This window comes from Paenibacillus allorhizoplanae, assembly GCF_927798215.1.
Lineage (GTDB): Bacteria > Bacillota > Bacilli > Paenibacillales > NBRC-103111 > Paenibacillus_E > Paenibacillus_E allorhizoplanae.
This window is the reverse complement of record NZ_CAKMMW010000016.1, coordinates 109,642-126,783: the sequence shown is the minus strand read 5'-3', so window position 1 is coordinate 126,783 and position 17,142 is coordinate 109,642. Positions and strand designations below refer to the sequence as shown.

At 47.4% G+C, this 17,142-nt stretch carries 20 protein-coding genes and 1 tRNA gene; 13 read left to right on the top strand and 8 right to left on the bottom strand.

Going from position 1 to position 17,142, the window contains the following annotated elements; translation table 11 throughout:
- Positions 1 to 17: 17 nt before the first annotated feature.
- The 4 genes from L6I86_RS23300 (at position 18) to L6I86_RS23285 (ending at position 5,320) form a co-directional block, all read left to right on the top strand.
- The gene (locus tag L6I86_RS23300) at positions 18 to 1,295 is read left to right on the top strand and encodes a metallophosphoesterase family protein (RefSeq protein WP_236290822.1); all 1,278 of its coding nucleotides are present in this window, start codon (positions 18 to 20) and stop codon (positions 1,293 to 1,295) included.
- Positions 1,292 to 4,513 carry an AAA family ATPase gene (locus L6I86_RS23295; RefSeq protein ID WP_236290821.1) on the top strand — a complete coding sequence of 1,074 codons (3,222 nt, stop codon included), beginning with the start codon at positions 1,292 to 1,294 and terminating at the stop codon, positions 4,511 to 4,513. Before L6I86_RS23300 ends, L6I86_RS23295 begins: the two co-directional genes overlap by 4 nt.
- A 63-nt stretch (positions 4,514 to 4,576) precedes the next feature.
- Positions 4,577 to 4,852 carry a hypothetical protein gene (locus L6I86_RS23290; protein ID WP_236290820.1) on the top strand — a complete coding sequence of 92 codons (276 nt, stop codon included), beginning with the start codon at positions 4,577 to 4,579 and terminating at the stop codon, positions 4,850 to 4,852.
- A 30-nt stretch (positions 4,853 to 4,882) separates the two neighbouring features.
- Complete coding sequence (locus tag L6I86_RS23285) at positions 4,883 to 5,320, top strand: hypothetical protein (protein ID WP_236290819.1); 438 nt, start codon at positions 4,883 to 4,885, stop codon at positions 5,318 to 5,320.
- On the opposite strand, the gene L6I86_RS23280 is transcribed toward L6I86_RS23285, so the two are convergent.
- A complete protein-coding gene (locus L6I86_RS23280; protein WP_236290818.1) occupies positions 5,252 to 6,292 on the bottom strand; it encodes a YkvI family membrane protein in 1,041 nt (346 codons plus the stop codon). The two genes, L6I86_RS23285 and L6I86_RS23280, sit on opposite strands and share 69 nt — an antisense overlap.
- Positions 6,293 to 6,436: 144 nt before the next feature.
- Between L6I86_RS23280 and L6I86_RS23275 the strand changes: the two genes are divergently transcribed.
- Positions 6,437 to 7,072, top strand: a complete 636-nt coding sequence (locus L6I86_RS23275) for a DedA family protein (protein WP_338113434.1) — start codon at positions 6,437 to 6,439, stop codon at positions 7,070 to 7,072.
- A 57-nt stretch (positions 7,073 to 7,129) separates the two neighbouring features.
- On the opposite strand, the gene L6I86_RS23270 is transcribed toward L6I86_RS23275, so the two are convergent.
- Positions 7,130 to 7,846, bottom strand: coding sequence for a DUF4309 domain-containing protein (locus tag L6I86_RS23270; RefSeq protein WP_236290817.1), 717 nt, complete (start codon positions 7,844 to 7,846; stop codon positions 7,130 to 7,132).
- 268 nt (positions 7,847 to 8,114) lie between these two features.
- Here L6I86_RS23270 and L6I86_RS23265 point away from each other — a divergent pair, with 268 nt between their 5' ends.
- Both L6I86_RS23265 and L6I86_RS23260 read left to right on the top strand, forming a co-directional pair.
- Positions 8,115 to 8,684 carry a xanthine phosphoribosyltransferase gene (locus L6I86_RS23265; protein WP_236290816.1) on the top strand — a complete coding sequence of 190 codons (570 nt, stop codon included), beginning with the start codon at positions 8,115 to 8,117 and terminating at the stop codon, positions 8,682 to 8,684.
- A gap of 80 nt (positions 8,685 to 8,764) precedes the next feature.
- Positions 8,765 to 9,091 (top strand): hypothetical protein, encoded by a 327-nt coding sequence (locus tag L6I86_RS23260; protein ID WP_056615938.1) that lies wholly within the window; start codon positions 8,765 to 8,767, stop codon positions 9,089 to 9,091.
- A gap of 66 nt (positions 9,092 to 9,157) precedes the next feature.
- On the opposite strand, the gene L6I86_RS23255 is transcribed toward L6I86_RS23260, so the two are convergent.
- Complete coding sequence (locus L6I86_RS23255; protein WP_236290815.1) at positions 9,158 to 9,475, bottom strand: hypothetical protein; 318 nt, start codon at positions 9,473 to 9,475, stop codon at positions 9,158 to 9,160.
- Positions 9,476 to 9,650: 175 nt separating this feature from the next.
- Here L6I86_RS23255 and L6I86_RS23250 point away from each other — a divergent pair, with 175 nt between their 5' ends.
- Together L6I86_RS23250 and L6I86_RS23245 are read left to right on the top strand one after the other, a co-directional pair.
- On the top strand, positions 9,651 to 9,914 hold the full coding sequence (locus tag L6I86_RS23250) for a hypothetical protein (RefSeq protein WP_236290814.1): 264 nt from the start codon (positions 9,651 to 9,653) through the stop codon (positions 9,912 to 9,914).
- Positions 9,889 to 10,686, top strand: a complete 798-nt coding sequence (locus L6I86_RS23245) for an adenosylcobinamide amidohydrolase (RefSeq protein WP_236290813.1) — start codon at positions 9,889 to 9,891, stop codon at positions 10,684 to 10,686. Before L6I86_RS23250 ends, L6I86_RS23245 begins: the two co-directional genes overlap by 26 nt.
- 168 nt (positions 10,687 to 10,854) lie before the next feature.
- Here the strand turns inward: L6I86_RS23245 and L6I86_RS23240 are convergent, their stop codons facing one another.
- Positions 10,855 to 11,040, bottom strand: a complete 186-nt coding sequence (locus L6I86_RS23240) for a hypothetical protein (RefSeq protein ID WP_236290812.1) — start codon at positions 11,038 to 11,040, stop codon at positions 10,855 to 10,857.
- 111 nt (positions 11,041 to 11,151) lie between these two features.
- Here L6I86_RS23240 and L6I86_RS23235 point away from each other — a divergent pair.
- Positions 11,152 to 11,235: transfer RNA gene (locus L6I86_RS23235), tRNA-Leu, on the top strand.
- 140 nt (positions 11,236 to 11,375) lie between these two features.
- A complete protein-coding gene (locus L6I86_RS23230) occupies positions 11,376 to 12,029 on the top strand; it encodes a Bax inhibitor-1/YccA family protein (protein WP_236290811.1) in 654 nt (217 codons plus the stop codon).
- 88 nt (positions 12,030 to 12,117) lie between these two features.
- On the opposite strand, the gene L6I86_RS23225 is transcribed toward L6I86_RS23230, so the two are convergent.
- Complete coding sequence (locus L6I86_RS23225; RefSeq protein ID WP_236290810.1) at positions 12,118 to 12,342, bottom strand: hypothetical protein; 225 nt, start codon at positions 12,340 to 12,342, stop codon at positions 12,118 to 12,120.
- 167 nt (positions 12,343 to 12,509) lie between these two features.
- Here L6I86_RS23225 and L6I86_RS23220 point away from each other — a divergent pair, with 167 nt between their 5' ends.
- Both L6I86_RS23220 and L6I86_RS23215 read left to right on the top strand, forming a co-directional pair.
- Entirely contained in the window at positions 12,510 to 12,791 is a 282-nt protein-coding gene (locus L6I86_RS23220) for a hypothetical protein (RefSeq protein ID WP_056615916.1), read from the top strand.
- A 91-nt stretch (positions 12,792 to 12,882) separates the two neighbouring features.
- Positions 12,883 to 13,074: a YqzE family protein gene (locus L6I86_RS23215; protein WP_056615913.1), complete on the top strand. Its 192-nt coding sequence runs from the start codon at positions 12,883 to 12,885 to the stop codon at positions 13,072 to 13,074.
- A gap of 90 nt (positions 13,075 to 13,164) precedes the next feature.
- Here L6I86_RS23215 and L6I86_RS23210 read toward each other — a convergent pair whose 3' ends face one another.
- From L6I86_RS23210 to L6I86_RS23200, 3 genes are all read right to left on the bottom strand, one after another.
- A complete protein-coding gene (locus L6I86_RS23210; RefSeq protein WP_236290809.1) occupies positions 13,165 to 14,106 on the bottom strand; it encodes a hypothetical protein in 942 nt (313 codons plus the stop codon).
- Between the two features lie 116 nt (positions 14,107 to 14,222).
- Positions 14,223 to 15,224, bottom strand: a complete 1,002-nt coding sequence (locus L6I86_RS23205; RefSeq protein ID WP_236290808.1) for a YqhG family protein — start codon at positions 15,222 to 15,224, stop codon at positions 14,223 to 14,225.
- Complete coding sequence (locus L6I86_RS23200) at positions 15,221 to 17,011, bottom strand: DEAD/DEAH box helicase (protein WP_236290807.1); 1,791 nt, start codon at positions 17,009 to 17,011, stop codon at positions 15,221 to 15,223. Before L6I86_RS23200 ends, L6I86_RS23205 begins: the two co-directional genes overlap by 4 nt.
- Between the last annotated feature and the right edge of the window lie 131 nt (positions 17,012 to 17,142).

Genomic DNA, 17,142 nt, shown 5'->3' with positions numbered 1-17,142 from the left:
AGGAAGGCGTTAGAGCCATGAAACGACTGCGGTTTATACATGCTGCCGATTTGCACTTAGATAGCCCATTTAAAGGCATGTCGGCGCTTCCTGAACGGGTTCGAGAGCGAGTTCGAGAATCGACGTTCGAAGCGTTGAAGGAGCTTGTGGCGCTTGCGAAACAAGAAAAGGTGGATTTTGTACTGATTAGCGGGGATGTCTATGACGTATCGGATCGTTCACTGCGCGCACAAATTCGTTTTCAAAAAGCAGTGGAACATTTGGCGATTGAGGGCATTCCTGCTTATATCATACATGGTAATCATGACCCCGAGGATGGACGTGCCGCAAAGTTAGTTTGGCCGGCAGACGTTCATTTTTTTGCGTCTGATCATGTGGAGACCTTACAGGTTGTGAAGCAAGATCGCGGCATAATCGCCGAAATTCATGGGATATCCTATGGGAGCTCAGCGGTAACAGAGAATCTTGCTTTGAAATTTAAAAGAGGACAAGAACAAGTGTGTCAGATTGGACTCTTGCATACGAATGTTGATGGAGATCCTCATCATGATAATTATGCCCCTTGCAGCAAGCAGGATTTAATCGATGCTGGCATGGATTACTGGGCCCTTGGACATGTACATACAAGACAGGTTATGAACAACCAGCCAGCGATTGTGTACCCTGGCAACATCCAAGGCAGAAGTATTCGGGAAACAGGGCCACGAGGCTGTTATCTCGTAGACATAGATGATAGTGGACGAGCGGAGCTTATTTTTCACGCGTTAGATACGGTTCGGTGGTTTCAAGAAACACTTTCGGTGAGCTCAATTCCGTCGGAGCAAATATTGAAAGATCGCTTAGGCGATTTATTAGATCGGCTTCGTCAAGACGCTAACAGCCGAGATGGAATTGTACGCATCGTTTTGGAAGGCCGTAGCGAAATCCATGAACGACTGCGTAAAGGCCGTGCCTTACAAGAATTGATGGATGAGTTAAGAGAAGACGAAGTGGAGCGGAGCAGCTTCGTGTGGATCGAATCGATCGAAGATCGAACGGCTAGTGAGCTTGATCTGGCAGCAGTTCTGGAAGAGAAGAGCTTCCTAGGCGATCTGTTAAGGTATGCGGCGACACTGCAAATCGACGAATCCGCCTTGAAGAACTTCGCAAATGAAGCTCTTGCTGCGCTGCAGGGATTGCCTCAATTCGCGGGGAATCCAGCTGCATCAACGCCTGAACAACTGCGCGATTGGCTGCGTTCCGCAGAAGTGCTTGTCGCTGATCTGCTAACTACGGATGGAGGGGGACCTGGATGAGAATTATCGCCATCCAAGTCGATGGATTTGGCAGCTTGCGTGATCGTCAGCTGCATACGGACAGTAATTTGGCTGTTTTCTATGGCGCCAACGAAGCGGGCAAGAGCACGCTCATGGGCTTCGTCCGCGCGGTGCTGTTCGGCTTTCCGACGCGAACGAATCGGTCGGAGCGTTACGAGCCGCTGGGCGGCGGCGCCCACGGGGGCGCCCTAACCCTGCTCGATGAGCAGGGTCAGCGCATCCGCGTCGAGCGCTACGACGCGCCCGCCACAGGCGGCAAACGAGCCTCTGCGGGGCTCGTCAAGGTCACGCTCGCCGATGGCACCACCGGCGGCGAAGAGCTGCTGAACACGCTGCTGGGCGGCCTCTCGGCCGACCTCTATCGCAGCTTGTTCGCTTTTGGTTTAACCGAGCTGCAGGAGCTTCGCTCCCTGCAGACGGACGAGCTCAGCGGCTATCTGTATAGCGCTGGGCTTGGTGTAAGCGGCTCGGCCATCATGGAGGCCGAGCGCAAGCTGACGGCGCAGGCCGACGGCCTGTACAGACCCCGCGGACGCAATCAGGAGATGAACCGTCTCCTGAAGGAGCTCGAGGGTCTGGAGCAGTCGCTGCGCCGCAGCCGTGATGGCGCAGCCGACTATGATCGGCTGCAAGAAGAGCGCCGCGCCGCGGAGGCGCGCGCTGCTGCCCTGGAGGGGCAGCAGGAGGCGCTGCGCGCGGAGCTGCACAAGCTCGGCCTGGCAGGCAAGGCGCGCAGCGGCTGGCTCCGCTTGCGGCAGATCAGCCGCGAGCTGGAGGGCCTGCCAGCTCGGCCGGGCTTCCCCGAGCAAGCCACCGCAAGGCTGGAGGCGCTCGAGGCCGAGCAGGAGCGCCTCCAAGCGGAGCGAGACAAGTTGCAGCTGCGTTTGCAGAGCTTGCGCGGAGATTTGGCTGCGCTCCTGCTGGAGCCGAAGGTACTCGCGCATCAAATCGAGCTGAACCACTTGCTGGAGCAAGCGGCTAGCTATGAGGAGCATAAGCGACAGATTGAGCAGCTCCAGGTTGAGGTTGCACACCAACGTGCTCAAGTGGATAGACTGCTAGCCAATTTGGATGTGCAATGGGATGAAACCGATGTCACATCATTCGCTGTGACGATTTCACTTCGTGAACAAGTGCGTACTTATAAAGAGCAATTCCGCAATCGCTCCGAACTTGAACTGCGCATTGGAGCAGAACTGGACAGTTTACATACGCAAGTTAATCGTGGACAAGAGCAGGTCGCTCATCTTGAAACAGCATGCAAAGGAATACAAGCAAGCTCGGAGATGATTGACTCTGATCCATTTATTTTATTACAGAAATTGGCATCTGATTATGGACGTTGGCAGCTAGTAACAAGTCAATTTACACATCTGCAAGAACGCCAAGCAGAACAAAATCTCTACCTGCAAAGTCTCGAAGATGCAACGAAAACCGGTAGAGAGGCAACGCGTGCTTTTCGTCAACGTATGATGATCGCAGCAGGCTTTCTAGCATTTGTCACTCCGTTACTTATCGGATGGCAGGGTAACTGGCTCGCAGCTGCTTGTGTTTTCCTTATTTTCGCAGGAGTGACTTGCTATATTTGGCTTATGGGTCGTCAAGTGGAAGGGAGCAGAGCAGCTCGTGCCATGCCCTCCACCATTGTCCAAGATCATCGCTTGGAGCAGGAACTCATGCAGCTGGAACGCCGCATTCAGGAGCAGCTGCGCCATTTTGAGCAAGTCCACTATCAACAATTTAATCTTCAAGAGGCGGCTGCGGCTACAGAATTTACTAAGCATGGATCCTATCGAAATGCGAGTGTGTCGATTCAAGATCTTCAGCCACATCTGGATGCTTGGTTCCGTGAGGTAGATCAGGGTAAGCATGTACATAGTGAGCAGCTGCGTAAACTCGAGAAATTAAGTGATGCCCGAGAACACTTGCAGCTGCTTCAGCAGCAAGTTGAGCAGCGTATCCGCTACGCAAACGAAGTCAAAAAAGACACTCTTCAGTTACACACGGCTTGGGAGGAATGGTTGCACAGTCTAGGGGTAGGCACACATCTATCAACAGATGCCTTGCTAGAAACGATTCAGGTCATCGAGTTAGCTCAAGATGGGCTGCGTCAACTTCACAAAATGACTTCCAAGTTAGACATGTTAACGGAAAACGTTCATACCTTTGAAGAAACAGTTCGAAAACTGCTTGAATTGCCTACGTCCAATCAAGATTATTTGTTTGCATTGAAGCGGTGGAAAGAAGATGAGCAACGGCAGAACATTCATATCGCGGAACGCAGACAAACAGAACAGCTGATCGCTGAGACGGAACAAATGCTTCTGCTAGCTCAGCAACATATGGATCGGATACAGGCGCGTCTACATCAACTCTTACAGGATGCATCAGCGCAAGACGGTGAGCACCTGCGAATTTTGGAACGGGAACAGCTGGAACGCAAGAAGCTTGAAGATGAAAGCAGCATACTTGAAGCCTCCTTGGAATCGTTAGTAACCCGTTCATTAATGGCAAGCTTTATAGAGTTGATGGAATCACAGGGAGAAGAAGATCTGGCTCTTCTAGCTGCTTCGCTGCAACAGAAGCTGTCGGAGACTATCAAGCAAACGAATGAGCACAGAGAGGTCATTGGCAAGATGACGGGGCAGATTGAGAAGCTGGAGCAGGGGGCTGAAGCGGCGAATCTGCGACTGCAGGCGGAAGGGATTCGAACGACGTTATCTCAGCAAGTAAATCAATATGCGGTAGCTTCATTTGCTGCGCTTTTATTGAAAAAGGCGCGTGATATGTACGAAAAGGATCGTCAACCAGGCGTGCTTTTGCGGGCTTCTGCGTATTTCGCAATGATGACGAACGGAGCATTCGAAGCTGTTAAGGCACCATTCGGAGAGCAAAGATTACTAGCAGTAAGAGCAAATGGACAACAAGTGGACACGAATCAACTTAGTCGCGGGACAGCTGAGCAATTGTATTTATCCATGCGTTTTGCGCTTGTAGAAGAGTACGGCGGCAAAGCCATTTTACCGCTGGTTTTGGACGATATTCTCGTGAATTTCGATGAGGAACGGATGGAAAGTTGTTTGCGTGTACTCGCTGATTTGAGTAAGCGTCATCAGGTTCTGCTATTTACCTGTCATGGGCATGTTCGCGATGCGGCAGCACATGTAATTCCTGATCACCTGTATATTCAATTATAGAGGTTGTCCGAAATGGACTTCTGAACACGCTCTTATAGAAACATGGGATGGGAGGCATCGAACGTGGAAGGAAACGATAAGAGGAAGGATCACCGAGAAATTTCCTATCAAGTCGGTTGGAAAAAAGGCAAGATACAGTGGAATGAGGGAGCGACAGACGCACTACGAGCTCATAAGAGTAACCAAGAGGACGGGGAGATGGAGAGGAAAAGTCTGCAGGTGCTGTGGTTTCCTGCGATGAAGCTTCCTCATGTGATGATCCTTCCGTTGCTTTATGCGCTCCCAGTCATTAGCTTCGGCTGCACGTTATTGCTCATCTACGGCTTGCGTCAACACTAGCTCAAGGTCAGATGAAAGGAGGGCACATGAATGAATTTATTTTTAGCTATTCTAGGTGCGGTGGTCGGTCTGTTTGTGACGGGTGCCAGCATCTATACCGCTTGGACGGTGCATCAGCTATGGAGGCAGCAAGCTGCCTCGCCAAGAGCTGTCGGCCAAGCCCAGATTGCGGTTACCTATTTCTCCAGATGGACGATCATGGATTACTCTGTCGTTGGTTTATTTATTATAGGACTTCTTCTTATGATCGCCATGCTAGTAGCTGTTGGTCGAGATCATACGGAAATCGCGAATTTCCATTGGGCTTATTTACTTACAGGTATTATCTTTTCTGCTATGGGAATGCTGCTATTGTTCATACGGTTGATTATCGTACTCAGCTTCCCGCCAGGGAATGCCCTACAGCGTACTCCGGCGATTACGCCAGATCATCAAGACGAGCCAAACGACACTCACCACGCCAAATAGCGGATATAAAGCGGTTAACAACGTTTTAAAACCGATGTGGCTGATGGCATAGCTGAGAAGTAAAATGGCGATGAGCAACAATTTGGGAGGTATCTTGATGCGTTGCTGGAGCTGCATGGATAAGCCATAGGCATCTCCGATAAAGGTCGTGAAAATTTCGCCATAAATAACGAGCAAATAGGCGACTTGCGGGAAATAGCCTAGTTTGGTCATAATATTACCCATCGGAATTTCAAATTGTGCGATGCCCGGCATTTGTGCGGAAAGTGCATAATGTGCCGCTAGTAGAAGTAACCCAATTCCTGCACCTCCAAGCAAACCACCCCAATAGAGCACAGAGCGATCTCGAATCGCGCCTCCCATTGGAACGAGTACAGCTTGTGCCATGGCTAAATTAAAGGCTGTGTAAAGAAATGGTGCAAACCAAACGCGTACAAGAGAATCTTCGCTTGAAATGCGCAGCCAGTTGCCAGACGTTGGTGAATGCCAGGTGTACACGACAATGATGAAGCTGAAGAGCAGCATAATGGGGACAACAATTGAGTTTACGGTCATGATGGCTTTGATCCCACGCGTTAGAATGACATAAGAAAGTACGAGCGTGATTAGAAGTCCCGTGGTGTACGAGAGATGGAGCTGTTCTTCAAAAACTGTTCCTGCTCCTGCTAACATGACAGTTGTAATGCCAAAAAGAACAACCATCATAAATAAACTAATCCATTTTCCTATTTTTTCTCCAAAAAGAACTTTATTCAAATCCTCATAGGATTCTGCTTTCAAGTCATGTGCCATAAGCATAAGTTGTATGCCAATCCATATGAACAACACGGTTGATAAAGCGATCGTTAAAGCAGCGAGCGAGCCATAGCGAGTGAAAAATTGAAGGATTTCTTGCCCGGAAGCAAACCCAGCCCCAACGACCGTTCCGATGTAGGTGAAGGCGACACGGACAATCTGTGCATGATTTCGCATATATTGCCTCGCTTTCTTTCGTTTGATATAGTACAAGGTATGTTTGTACATAAGCTTGCATGACTGTTACATAGGACGAGATTTGCTTAAGTCCCATTGTGCAGCTAAGAGGCAGTTGAAGTTAAACTCAGGAGAGTGTAGGTTGTGAAGGAATTCCTGTTTGATTTTATTAGCCAATATGGCTATGTTGCCTTATATCTTTTGTTGTCCGCTGGGATGCTTGGCGTTCCAATTCCTGATGAGACCTTGATGGTCTTTATCGGTTCTTTGACCGCTTTGGGAGGTCCGTTTGACTTCGGTCCCACACTAGCCGTTATTTATGCAGGAACAATGACAGGCATGACGGTTAGTTATTTCATTGGTCATCGCGTAGGTAAACCATTTCTCAATCGGTATGGCAAATGGGTAAAGCTGACACCGAGCCGAATCGAGAGAGCAGAAGGCTGGTTTAAGAAGTACGGTCTTTGGACGGTTTTCTTTGGTTATTTCGTACCTGGCGTACGTCATTTCACTTGTTATTTGTCTGGTGTTAGCGGTGTGAAGTTTTATAAGTATATTTTGTATGCGGGAACGGGGGCACTGCTCTGGTGTACAACCTTTGTGACGCTGGGCCGATTTATCGGCAATAATTTTGAAAGTTTTTTACATTTGTTTCATACCTATATGGGTATATCATTATTCATATTGGTCATACTAGCTGCGATTGGTGTATTGATCTATCTTCGTTTTCGCAAACATCACATTGTTATACTGAAACGAAAGCCGAAAAAAAGACCATGAATTTCAACCAATAAGGCTGAATTCATGGTCTTCTGTTTGATTTGTTGAATGTAGTGGCTACGAATTTGCAAAAAGCTTAATGGATTGGATCGTATTGTCATGAGGGTCGATATCGATCTTAAGTAAAGTGCCCTGCGCTTTATAAGAAAGCACATAGGTGGAGTTCGAATCAGGCTTGCCTAGGATGGCGATTGCATCCTGCTGACTTTGCCCTAAACGTAAGCCATGTAACCCTGGGTCAATATCTATCGAGTGCACATCTACGAATTCAAGCGTTCCTTTGCTATTGAAACCAACCGAAAAGTCGTTGAAATCATAAACTTCAATGTTATCTTCTTCCATGACGAATTGCTTCTTCACTTTACCAAATCGCTCCAAGACTGAAGCTTTTGGGGTGCCTAGCTTTAATCCCATCAAGGTCGGCTTTTCTTGCTGGTAAGCATCTTCAGCTTTAATCTTCGGTTTAGCGGTTGGTTTTGGACTTGTGTACACTTGCGATGCGGGTGTATCGCCTTGATCTACTTTGGTAATACCAGCTACTTGTGCCTCATGCTTCATGCTCTCGTCTACCGAAGGTGTGGCTGTCGGGGTTGCGACGATAATCGGAGGTGAGGATTCCTGGTTAACCTGTGAAGGTACATAAGTTGAAGTTACGTCTATGGTAGCCTTTGGAGCAGGAGCAGATGATTCTTGGCATCCAGTCACCAAGAATGATGCAATTGCAACAGGCATACAGCCTATAAGAATGGGTTTAATTAGGTTGTTCATTGCCATCTATCCTTTCCTCCGAAGAGTAGTTATTGTTGTGAAAATAGTAGTAAGATTAATGATACTGTTTTATCGAAGGTTTTCAATGCATCTTCGTGCCCAAATGTGAGCAATTCTAGAACGAATTCCAATTGAATGAAATCCTTATATATATATAGACACCATAGAAGACCAAAAAGTTTCAGTGTTTTTTGTTATTTTCTAAATGGACTTGAAACAGGCGGGAGCAATATGGTAACTTACTCATAATAGACTGCTATAGGGGGCCGATTTCATGGAGTTATTAAAACAGCGGATCTTAGAGGTCGGTGTCGTTGCATCTGATCAAGTACTTAAACTTGATGCTATCCTGAATCACCAGGTAGATCCTGTTCTCATCATGGAGATGGGGAAAGAATTTGCAAGATTGTTTAGAGAGACCAAGCCAGACAAAGTGTTAACTGTGGAATCTTCCGGTATTCCTATTGCGTATACGACAGCCTTGCAACTTGGCGTTCCTATGGTATTTGCTCGTCGCAAGAAGACGTTGACGATGGATCAAGATACGTATAGTGAACGTGTTCCTTCTTTTACCAAAGGAATTGTTACTGATATTATGGTGTCCTCGCATTTGCTGGGAAAAGGGGAGCGAATCCTGTTGATTGACGACTTTATCGCCAACGGGGATGCTGCACGCGGCCTAATTCGCATTGTGGAAAAAGCAGAAGCAGAGCTTGTAGGAGTCGGAATTGTTGTTGAGAAATCCTTTCAAAATGGCGGTAAATCCATTCGTGAACGTGGTATTCGCGTAGAGTCACTTGCTCGGATTGCTTCACTTGCAAACGGGAAGATCATTTTTGACTGATTTTACATCATGAGAATGACTTCCCTGAAACCGATTTATCCTTTATAATGATTACAAGGTAAGAGAGGAGGCTGACATCTATGGGTATCGAAAATGGTTCCATTGACTATTTTATGACAAAGCTAGGGGAAGCAAAGACTCACTTTGAACGTGCGCTTGATTGTAAACATACAGAGTTTGATGACCTGTATCCGTATATGATTGAACACCCTCAATTTTTCTGGTATAAGCGCTATGTAGCCTGGTCCGAGTTGTTAACAATCGTAAAGCTTTGTACGGAGCTAACAATCGAGTGGGAGCAGCAGTTCTCTGTTGCACAATCGGATTATATTAAGAAACGTGTGATGTCAAGCAAAGTCCTTGATTTCTGGTTTGAAACGAACGATTCGAAAGAGCATGTAAGTTAAATAACCCATATATGACAAAAGGCCAATGAATTCCATAGGGATTCTTGGCCTTTTCAATGTTTCCAGCTAGATGCCATTCTCTAACACGTTCATGGTTTCGATATGCCGCTTCGTTTGTTCAGTACCAAGCCGGTGCAGCGTACGATACACTTCGGTTAAATAGTAATCATATTCCTGATTCGTTTCGTTGGAGTAATATACTTTCCAGGGAAGCCAGGAAGTTGCGTAGCTGCCTTGAGACGAATTGTCGGTTTCCTCAAAAAGCTCCTGCAGCTTGGCGATATCATCTTCCGTTGCGGATATTTCGAATTCATAATCAAGTGCCGTGCTGTCTTCGAGTACTTCTCCCGTGCCTACATTGATGTAGTACGTTCTCTTCTCCATTGGAATATCCCCCTTACGGTAGGCATGAGTTAGCCTTTGCCTTATCGCGTGCCTCGTCCTCGTTAAGTTAACCGAAGATGTGTGGATTTATGTAAAGTTTCATCGAATCTCGAATTGGTGTATGCTAAGAAGGATAGATGATTTTAACCATGCCTATAATGGAGGTGCTACATAGATGATTACAGAAGAACAATTGGATCAATATCGCGTAGATAGCACACTGCTGCGTGTCATTCGAGATGTCAGCCCAGCGAACGATGTACGTGGCATTGTTGTGGCTTGGGATGATGAGACGGTTCTTATTCGCAAAAAAAATCGGAGAGTCGTCAAGCTTGCCCGCGGATACGTGTATCAGCCTTATGAGAATGAAAGGCCGCCAGCGTTCATGTTGCCTCAGGAAACGATAACGCCGGATGATCTATCCGATGATGCAGAGTGAGAGAGAGGGAACTTCAGCTAGAAGTTTAATTGCTGGTGTTGAGATGAAGCAAGTGGTATCGCCACACGGACGATATATGCAGATTACAAGCGAAAATCCCTTGCGAACCTTGAATTCCTCTCCGTGGGGTGGTGGTTTTGGTCACAACCGGGTGTTGATGAACCGACAAGTGGACAAGACATATAACGAGACCGACCCGTTGGTGGAGATGGAGGCTTTTATTGCTCGAGAAGGGCTGGAGCCTCAAGATACGGCTGGGATGCTCACCGCGGCGTGGGTGAATGATGTTGGATTTAGTGAGTTAGCATGGCCACTTGAAGAAGAACAAAATGTGCAGCCTGTAGCTGCGGTAAATGAGGACGAATCACTTCGTGTTGCTGCATGGGTGACTGTCGGACTGGGGAATAAAGCACGAGCAGGTGCCATATTGCCAGTTACTTCGCTCTATCCAGGAACGATTAATACGATTATTGTCATCGAAGGTAGTTTGACGGATGCGGCGATGGTAAATGCGGTTATTACCGCGACGGAAGCGAAAGCTGCCGCTTTGCAGTCATTGCATATTACCGTGGATGGTCAAATCGCAACAGGAACGACGACAGATGCCGTGTTGATTGCGACTACGGGCAGAGGAACAACATTCCGCTATGCAGGTACAGCAACGACGGTGGGGTACATGATTGGTAGAACGGTGCATGAAGCTATCCTAGCCTCTGGCCAGTTATATGAGCTTGAAATGAGCAAGCGCGCTGCGGCGCATTCGCAAGGGTAACGCGGAAAGATGCGAAAGTGCACTTATTTTGTGAAAATTGGCTTAAAATGACTAATTTGAAAGGCTAATTTGGATAAAAAAGGATGTACTTTTGCATTTTTAATGCTAAAAGAGGGCCCCTGCCACATTGATGGTTAGGAACCCTTCTCGTTTATGCAGTTGGCTTAGTTACGTTCTGCGGAACACACCGTATCCGAGGCCTGTCGCTAGCGCATCCATGTCAGAGAGATCGTCATCTTCATTCTCGTTTTTGAAATTCGGATCATGAACGATCCCCTCAGCTTCACCCTCGGTCAAATGACGCTGATTGCCCGTATATTTCGGCTCTAGTGCTTTGATTTCTTCTTCATTCATAGGTCATACCTCCTTTGGGATTAGGTTTAGGAAGTGGTCACCGAATTATACCTAGTGACAAAAGTTTCATTGACGAGCTTTTGCGTCACATGGTATATTAATTTTGTAAACGCGATCATGGCGGAATTGGCAGACGCGCACGGTTCAGGTCCGTGTGGGCTTACCCCCGTGGAGGTTCGAGTCCTCTTGATCGCATCGCTCGAAACACCCTTTTCTGACTTCTCAGAGAAGGGTGTTTTCATGTCCAACCGCACCCTGTAGCGGTTTTCATGAATTACAGGTATAATACATAGGATAGATTGTACATTTCTTTATATCTAAAGGAGCTGAATTCGATGGATAGAACCGTTACGATTACACAATCCGGCAGCTTTGCACATGTGCTTCAAACGTTTGCCATTTCTCTATTAGTTTCATTTCTTGGAACATTGATCGGTGCGATGGTTGTACCGCCATCCATGGTTATGCTTTTCGTCATTGCAGAGGTCGCAATGCTGGTAGCCGCTATCGTGATTCGTATTCGCGGCAAAAATATTGGCTACGGCTTTCTTTACGCATTTACAGCCATTTCGGGGGTAACGCTATATCCGGTCATCATGGCGTACGGCGGTCAACTGGGGGCTAGCGTGGTGTCGGGTGCTTTTTTTGCAACGGCAGCGATTTTTGGCTCATTGGCATTCTATGCTCACCGTTCTGGGCGTGATTTCAGCTTCTTAGGTGGATTCTTATTTGCAGGAACGATTGGACTTGTGCTAATGAGTGTGCTCGGCATGTTCTTACACTTTGGATCCATGATGAATTTGGTATGGTCCATGGTGGGGATTCTGATCTTTAGCGGTTGGGTGCTTTATGACGTGGCACAGTATCGTAACGGTGTCGCAGCGGAAGCCGTTCCACTTGCTGCATTGAATATCTATCTTGATTTTATTAACTTGTTCCTATACATTTTGCGCTTCATCGCTTCTATCGCAGGAATCAACAGAAACTAAACATCGGATCTACATTCGATGAGAAAAAGCACGATGGCTCCGAACCACTGGAAGGTGGGGGAGTGCATCGTGCTTTTTTACTGCCCGGTTAAGCTTTGCCTGGCAGCTTTTTCGTATGAAAAAAAGGGATATCTCCTCGAAAGCTGCGATTGATTTCCAGCAGGGTATAGATTAACTGGGTCAAATCTGTATGGTTCATACGAATTGTTAAAGGGGTAGAATCCCGTTCTGACTTCAATCGGATCTCGAGTCTTAGATTGACTTCATCCATATAAATATCAAGTTGCTCGGTTGCAAGCATTAGTTCCCACATTCAAACCAACACCTCTTTCTCTCTCTAGTTACTCTAGCTTATGTTTGTTGGACGAGATTAGAAGCAATTGCTACGATTCGAAAATAGGCTTTTTATTGAAATAAGCACGATTTATGCTCTTGCCTCATACAATTTAATGATCCTAATTGAAAGAGGTGAGAAAACCTATGGCAACTTGTAGCACATGGATGTATAAAGGGATTTCGCCTTCCGTATTCAGAGCATTGCAGCAGGTAGGCAGGAGGCAGGGGTTTGCTATTCCTAACACAGCATCAGGCAAATTTACGATTTCAGTCGTCAGCATGAATGTTGGCTTCCAATATGCCTGGGATACGAATGCTCAAACCTTGCTGTTGCAATGCGATAATAAGCCGATGCTGTTAGGCTGTGGCACGATTAAATCCTTTGCAGATAAAATTATTGCGGAGAGCGGCGGAAGACCAGGGTGAATGGCAATAAGTAGGCGGCCTGCCACCTGTCTTCGTGTAGTTTAAAGCCTTGTTGCTCTGGTTACAATAAGGGTAAAAGGCAGGTGGGCGTATGGCAAAAAGCGATGATCTTGTGAAGTACATAACCCAACAAGTCGTTACCTATATCGACACGCCGAAGGAAGTTCGTCAACAAGCCAAGGCATCGATGAAGGAACAGCGTGAGGGTTGGCAGACTCGGTGGTTTGGGATGCTGCCATTAGCAACGCGGATGTTGTTTGGTCGGACGAAGTCGAGAAAATGAGCGTGGTTAAATGTGCGGAAAGAGGCTGGTCACTTGTAGAATCTTCTACTTGTGATCAGCCTCTTTTTATTGTGAACTAGTTCCCTCTGATTACGGATAGATCTTCCCAAGCACTAGCGAAGCATCCAATCCTACATACCGCGGGCCATCATGTTCGAGTATGAGATAGTTATCCCCATATATCCATTGTTGATAACCTAACACAGTTAACGGCATCGTCACCTGATCATCATACAACTTCGTGACGTAGGTAAGATCACCTTGCTGCTCAAGGGCAATCTTGAGCTCAGGCAAGGTTGACACTTGCAACGGTGTGCCTTTAATCCATGGCATCCGTTCATAAGGATCAAATGGGGGGCGTATCAAGCTTTGAGCAGTACCATGCGATAAATCGGTTGAGACACTCAGATCATACGCCATGCGTGGCGTTGGATCCTCCGTCAGCGGAAGCAACTCCCCTGATTTGGCGTCGAGATAATAGGTCTCGTCATCCAGCACGATTTTCCAAATAGAAGCAAGGGTATCCATATATAAGCGGTTTTCAATGATCGTTTCATCTTGAACAAAATCGTCGTATAAGGTAGTAGAAGGGATGAGTTCTTGTTGTATCAAAGAGCGATACAACGTAGCCAAACTAAATAAAGGAGATTTGCCTGTCCCATATTCGGTCAAACGGAAACCGCCAGAGTCGGTGGCATGCACAATCATGTAGCCCACTTCTTGACCTTGATCGGTGAGGATGACGACCCAACCATGGGTGCCAGGTCCAAGTGGGTAGCTGTTCCAGCGTGCGTTCAGCCAACCTGCAAAACCATCTTCCTTCGCAAGCGTCGACTGCCACTTACTAATTGTTGAACCGAATGATGATGTACTCGTCAAGTCCGGTGTTGAAGCTGCTGCTTTAGGTTCCTTCACTTGCGTCTGCGTAGGGCTTGTCCCGCCTATGTTGTCAACAGCTGAAATGTGTAAGGGCATGAAGCCAATACTGCACAAAATAATACAAGTGGCTGTCCAAGTGGTCCACGACTTCATCTTCGTTCACCTGCCTCTCGCTAACCTCTTAGTGTATGTGACTATTGTAATGCGTATGCCTTAAAAAGAATGTTAGAACCTGTTGCGGGTTATTTGCGAGGTTTTAGCGACTTGCGTCAGTTTCTGGACGCGTTTCGGCTCGCATTTAAGTGAAATAGTCCGCCATTGATGACGGATACAGCGATCCGTGGCTTATGCTGCCAATCGATCTCTTCCAAGCGATTCCGACATTGAATTTCGATTTCATCTCTTTTGTCAGGTTCTGCTGCAAGTAAAAGGCCGTTGTAGTAGCCTTCCACACGATCGATTTCACTGCGATGCCGGGCATTCGCTTCATCGGCCCAGCGGTGGTCGTAGGTGCTGACTTTACGCTCGAGCATCATTTCCAGGGCATTGATGGCCTTCGGAATTGAAATCGTATCCGGTAAAATATGACTATTCGCAGGGAGCTTCGGCGACAGACTTTTTGTTAGCATTTGCTTATGAAAATGCTCGCGAATTTCACCGGTGCCCAGCTGAATCGCAAGGGAATGAATTTCTGTACGTTTGCGATCACAGAGAAGCTCAACCTTGTAGTTCACACAGAGCCACGTATTGTAGACGAGGGAGGCATGGTACGTCGCACCTGTTGGGAAGGGCTCTTCGAATACATGTATGAACCGACCACGCTCGCGGACGATACCGAAGATCTGGTCAAGTCGTCGGCTGCCGAAGGTGACATCATCTTGTGGTACACGTGTAGTGATGGTCGTCGGAACGAAGCCGAAATAACGGCCGAGTATGCTGTCCGGCGCACTACCTGCAGGAGCACCAGCACCGCCTGTACCAGATGGCCCATAACCAGTGGACGGAGGGCTCTGGACAGCGGTTATAGCAGCGGGTTTCGGCTTCGTTTCCAGTTTCATTTGCTCGGGATCGATCACGAATTTATACGTCATTGTTTCCGCAGCAGCACCTGTTCGCTCAATAAAGCTCCAATAGTAAGGTCGGCCCGTCATTTCCCGATCTGCCTCGGGAGAGAGCTTAACCGTCACTGAGGCAGGTGTTTTCTCTAGAATCTGACAATCGTAGGCTTCGAGAAAACGTATCACGAACGAGTGGATGTTTCGTTTATTCATGGGCCCACCTCCACACCTTGGGAACCGCCTACAGCATCAAGAATGTCTTGGAACTTGGCGCCATATTGCGGATTTTGTTCGATCTCTTCTCTTACTTCGCTGATGGAATGTCCGAGTTCATCGATTTTACGACGGATTTCCTCGCCGGAGCCGGCTTCCATCACCATGCGGAACAGGGATGTTTCAAGCGAGCCGCGTTTCTCGATTTTCTCCAAAATCGTATCCAACTGCCCAATTACTAATTCAAACATATTGATTTTCTCGTGCAATAACGAAAGGATATGTTCTTCAATGGTATTCCTTGTGGATAAGTTGTAAATGTTCACATCATGCGTTTGCCCGAGGCGATGAACCCGACCGATCCGTTGTTCTACGCGCATTGGGTTCCACGGCAGATCGAAGTTGATCATGTTGTGGCAAAATTGCAGATTAATACCCTCGCCACCCGCCTCGGTAGCTATAAGTACTTGTACCCGATTTCGGAATAAATCCATCATCCAGTCTTTTTTGCCGCGATTCATGCCACCGCGATAGGGGACGGCCGTAATCTTATGTTCCTTGAGATAGTTCAATAAATATTCTTGCGATGCCCGATACTCCGTGAAAATAATGACTTTATCATTGATGTCTTGGATAAGTCGCATCGTCGTTTCTGCTTTGCTATTGGACTTAATGCTGCGAATAAGCTCAACGAGCTCCCAAATTTTGGGGCGTACTGGCGAGTCTTCAGCTGTCTTTTTAAATAAATTAACCAACGTAATAAAAACAGCGTCTCGCGAACTGCAGACCTCACGCTGAAGCGTAATCATAGAAAGCATGGAGCTGAGATCGCCGCCACTTTCGGAATAGCGTGTTCGGACGAAATTCGTAACCCCATCATAGAGCGCCTGCTCATCATCCGAGAGCGTGAGGGGGATATTACGCACAATACGCTTCGTATAGTGAACACCCCCGTCTCCCCGACGGTTGCGGATCATTACCTTAGAAAGCTCTTGCTGCAGTTGAATCTCATTCTTCGGTGTCCGTTTGCCAACAACGAAGTTGCTCTTGAAGCTGTTCTGCCCGCCAAGCTGACCTGGCTTCAGCAGCGTGATCAGATTGTAGAGCTCTTTGAGATCGTTCTGCACAGGCGTAGCTGTGAGGAGCAGGCAGTATTTTTTGCGCAGCTCGTTAACGAACGTGTAGTTGGTCGTCTTCTTATTCTTCAGCTTGTGCGCCTCATCGACGATGAGCATATCGTATTCAAGGCCCATCACAATCTCGCGATGCGGATCCCTTTTGGCTGTGTCCATCGAGGCGACAATGATGTCCGCTTGCTGCCACATATAGGCTTTTTTATGCGCAACGGCAGGGATGCCGAATTTGGTATTCAATTCCCGAACCCATTGCAGCACAAGGGAAGCGGGTACAAGGATGAGTGTTTTGCGGACAAGCCCGCGGATCATGTATTCTTTTAAAATTAATCCAGCTTCAATCGTCTTCCCAAGTCCAACCTCATCGGCCAAAATGGCCCGTCCACGCATCTCGTTGAGCACTCGTTTCGCTGTATCAATCTGATGCGCCATAGGTTCTAGCGTCCCTAAATGCGCAAGGCATTGCATATCATCAAACGTAGAAATAAGCCCCGATTCTTCCGATTCGTAGGCAAGCTGATATAAGGTCCAGTCATCCCAAGGACCTCCTCCACGTACACGATTGTCCAGCTCGGTAAACCAGTCCCTCTCAAAATGCATATCCAGCTGTTTATGAATGGGGCGAATGTTCTCTTGCTGATCATGTTGACGCATGGCTTTGCCCTCCTAAACGTTCTGATACTGCGCCTACCCTCGCAAACGTCGCATACTTGTTAGTATGTCCAGAGAAGAATCTTTCATAACTTTTCCCATGTAAGAGTTTTACTAGGGGACGTTGTCAGAGG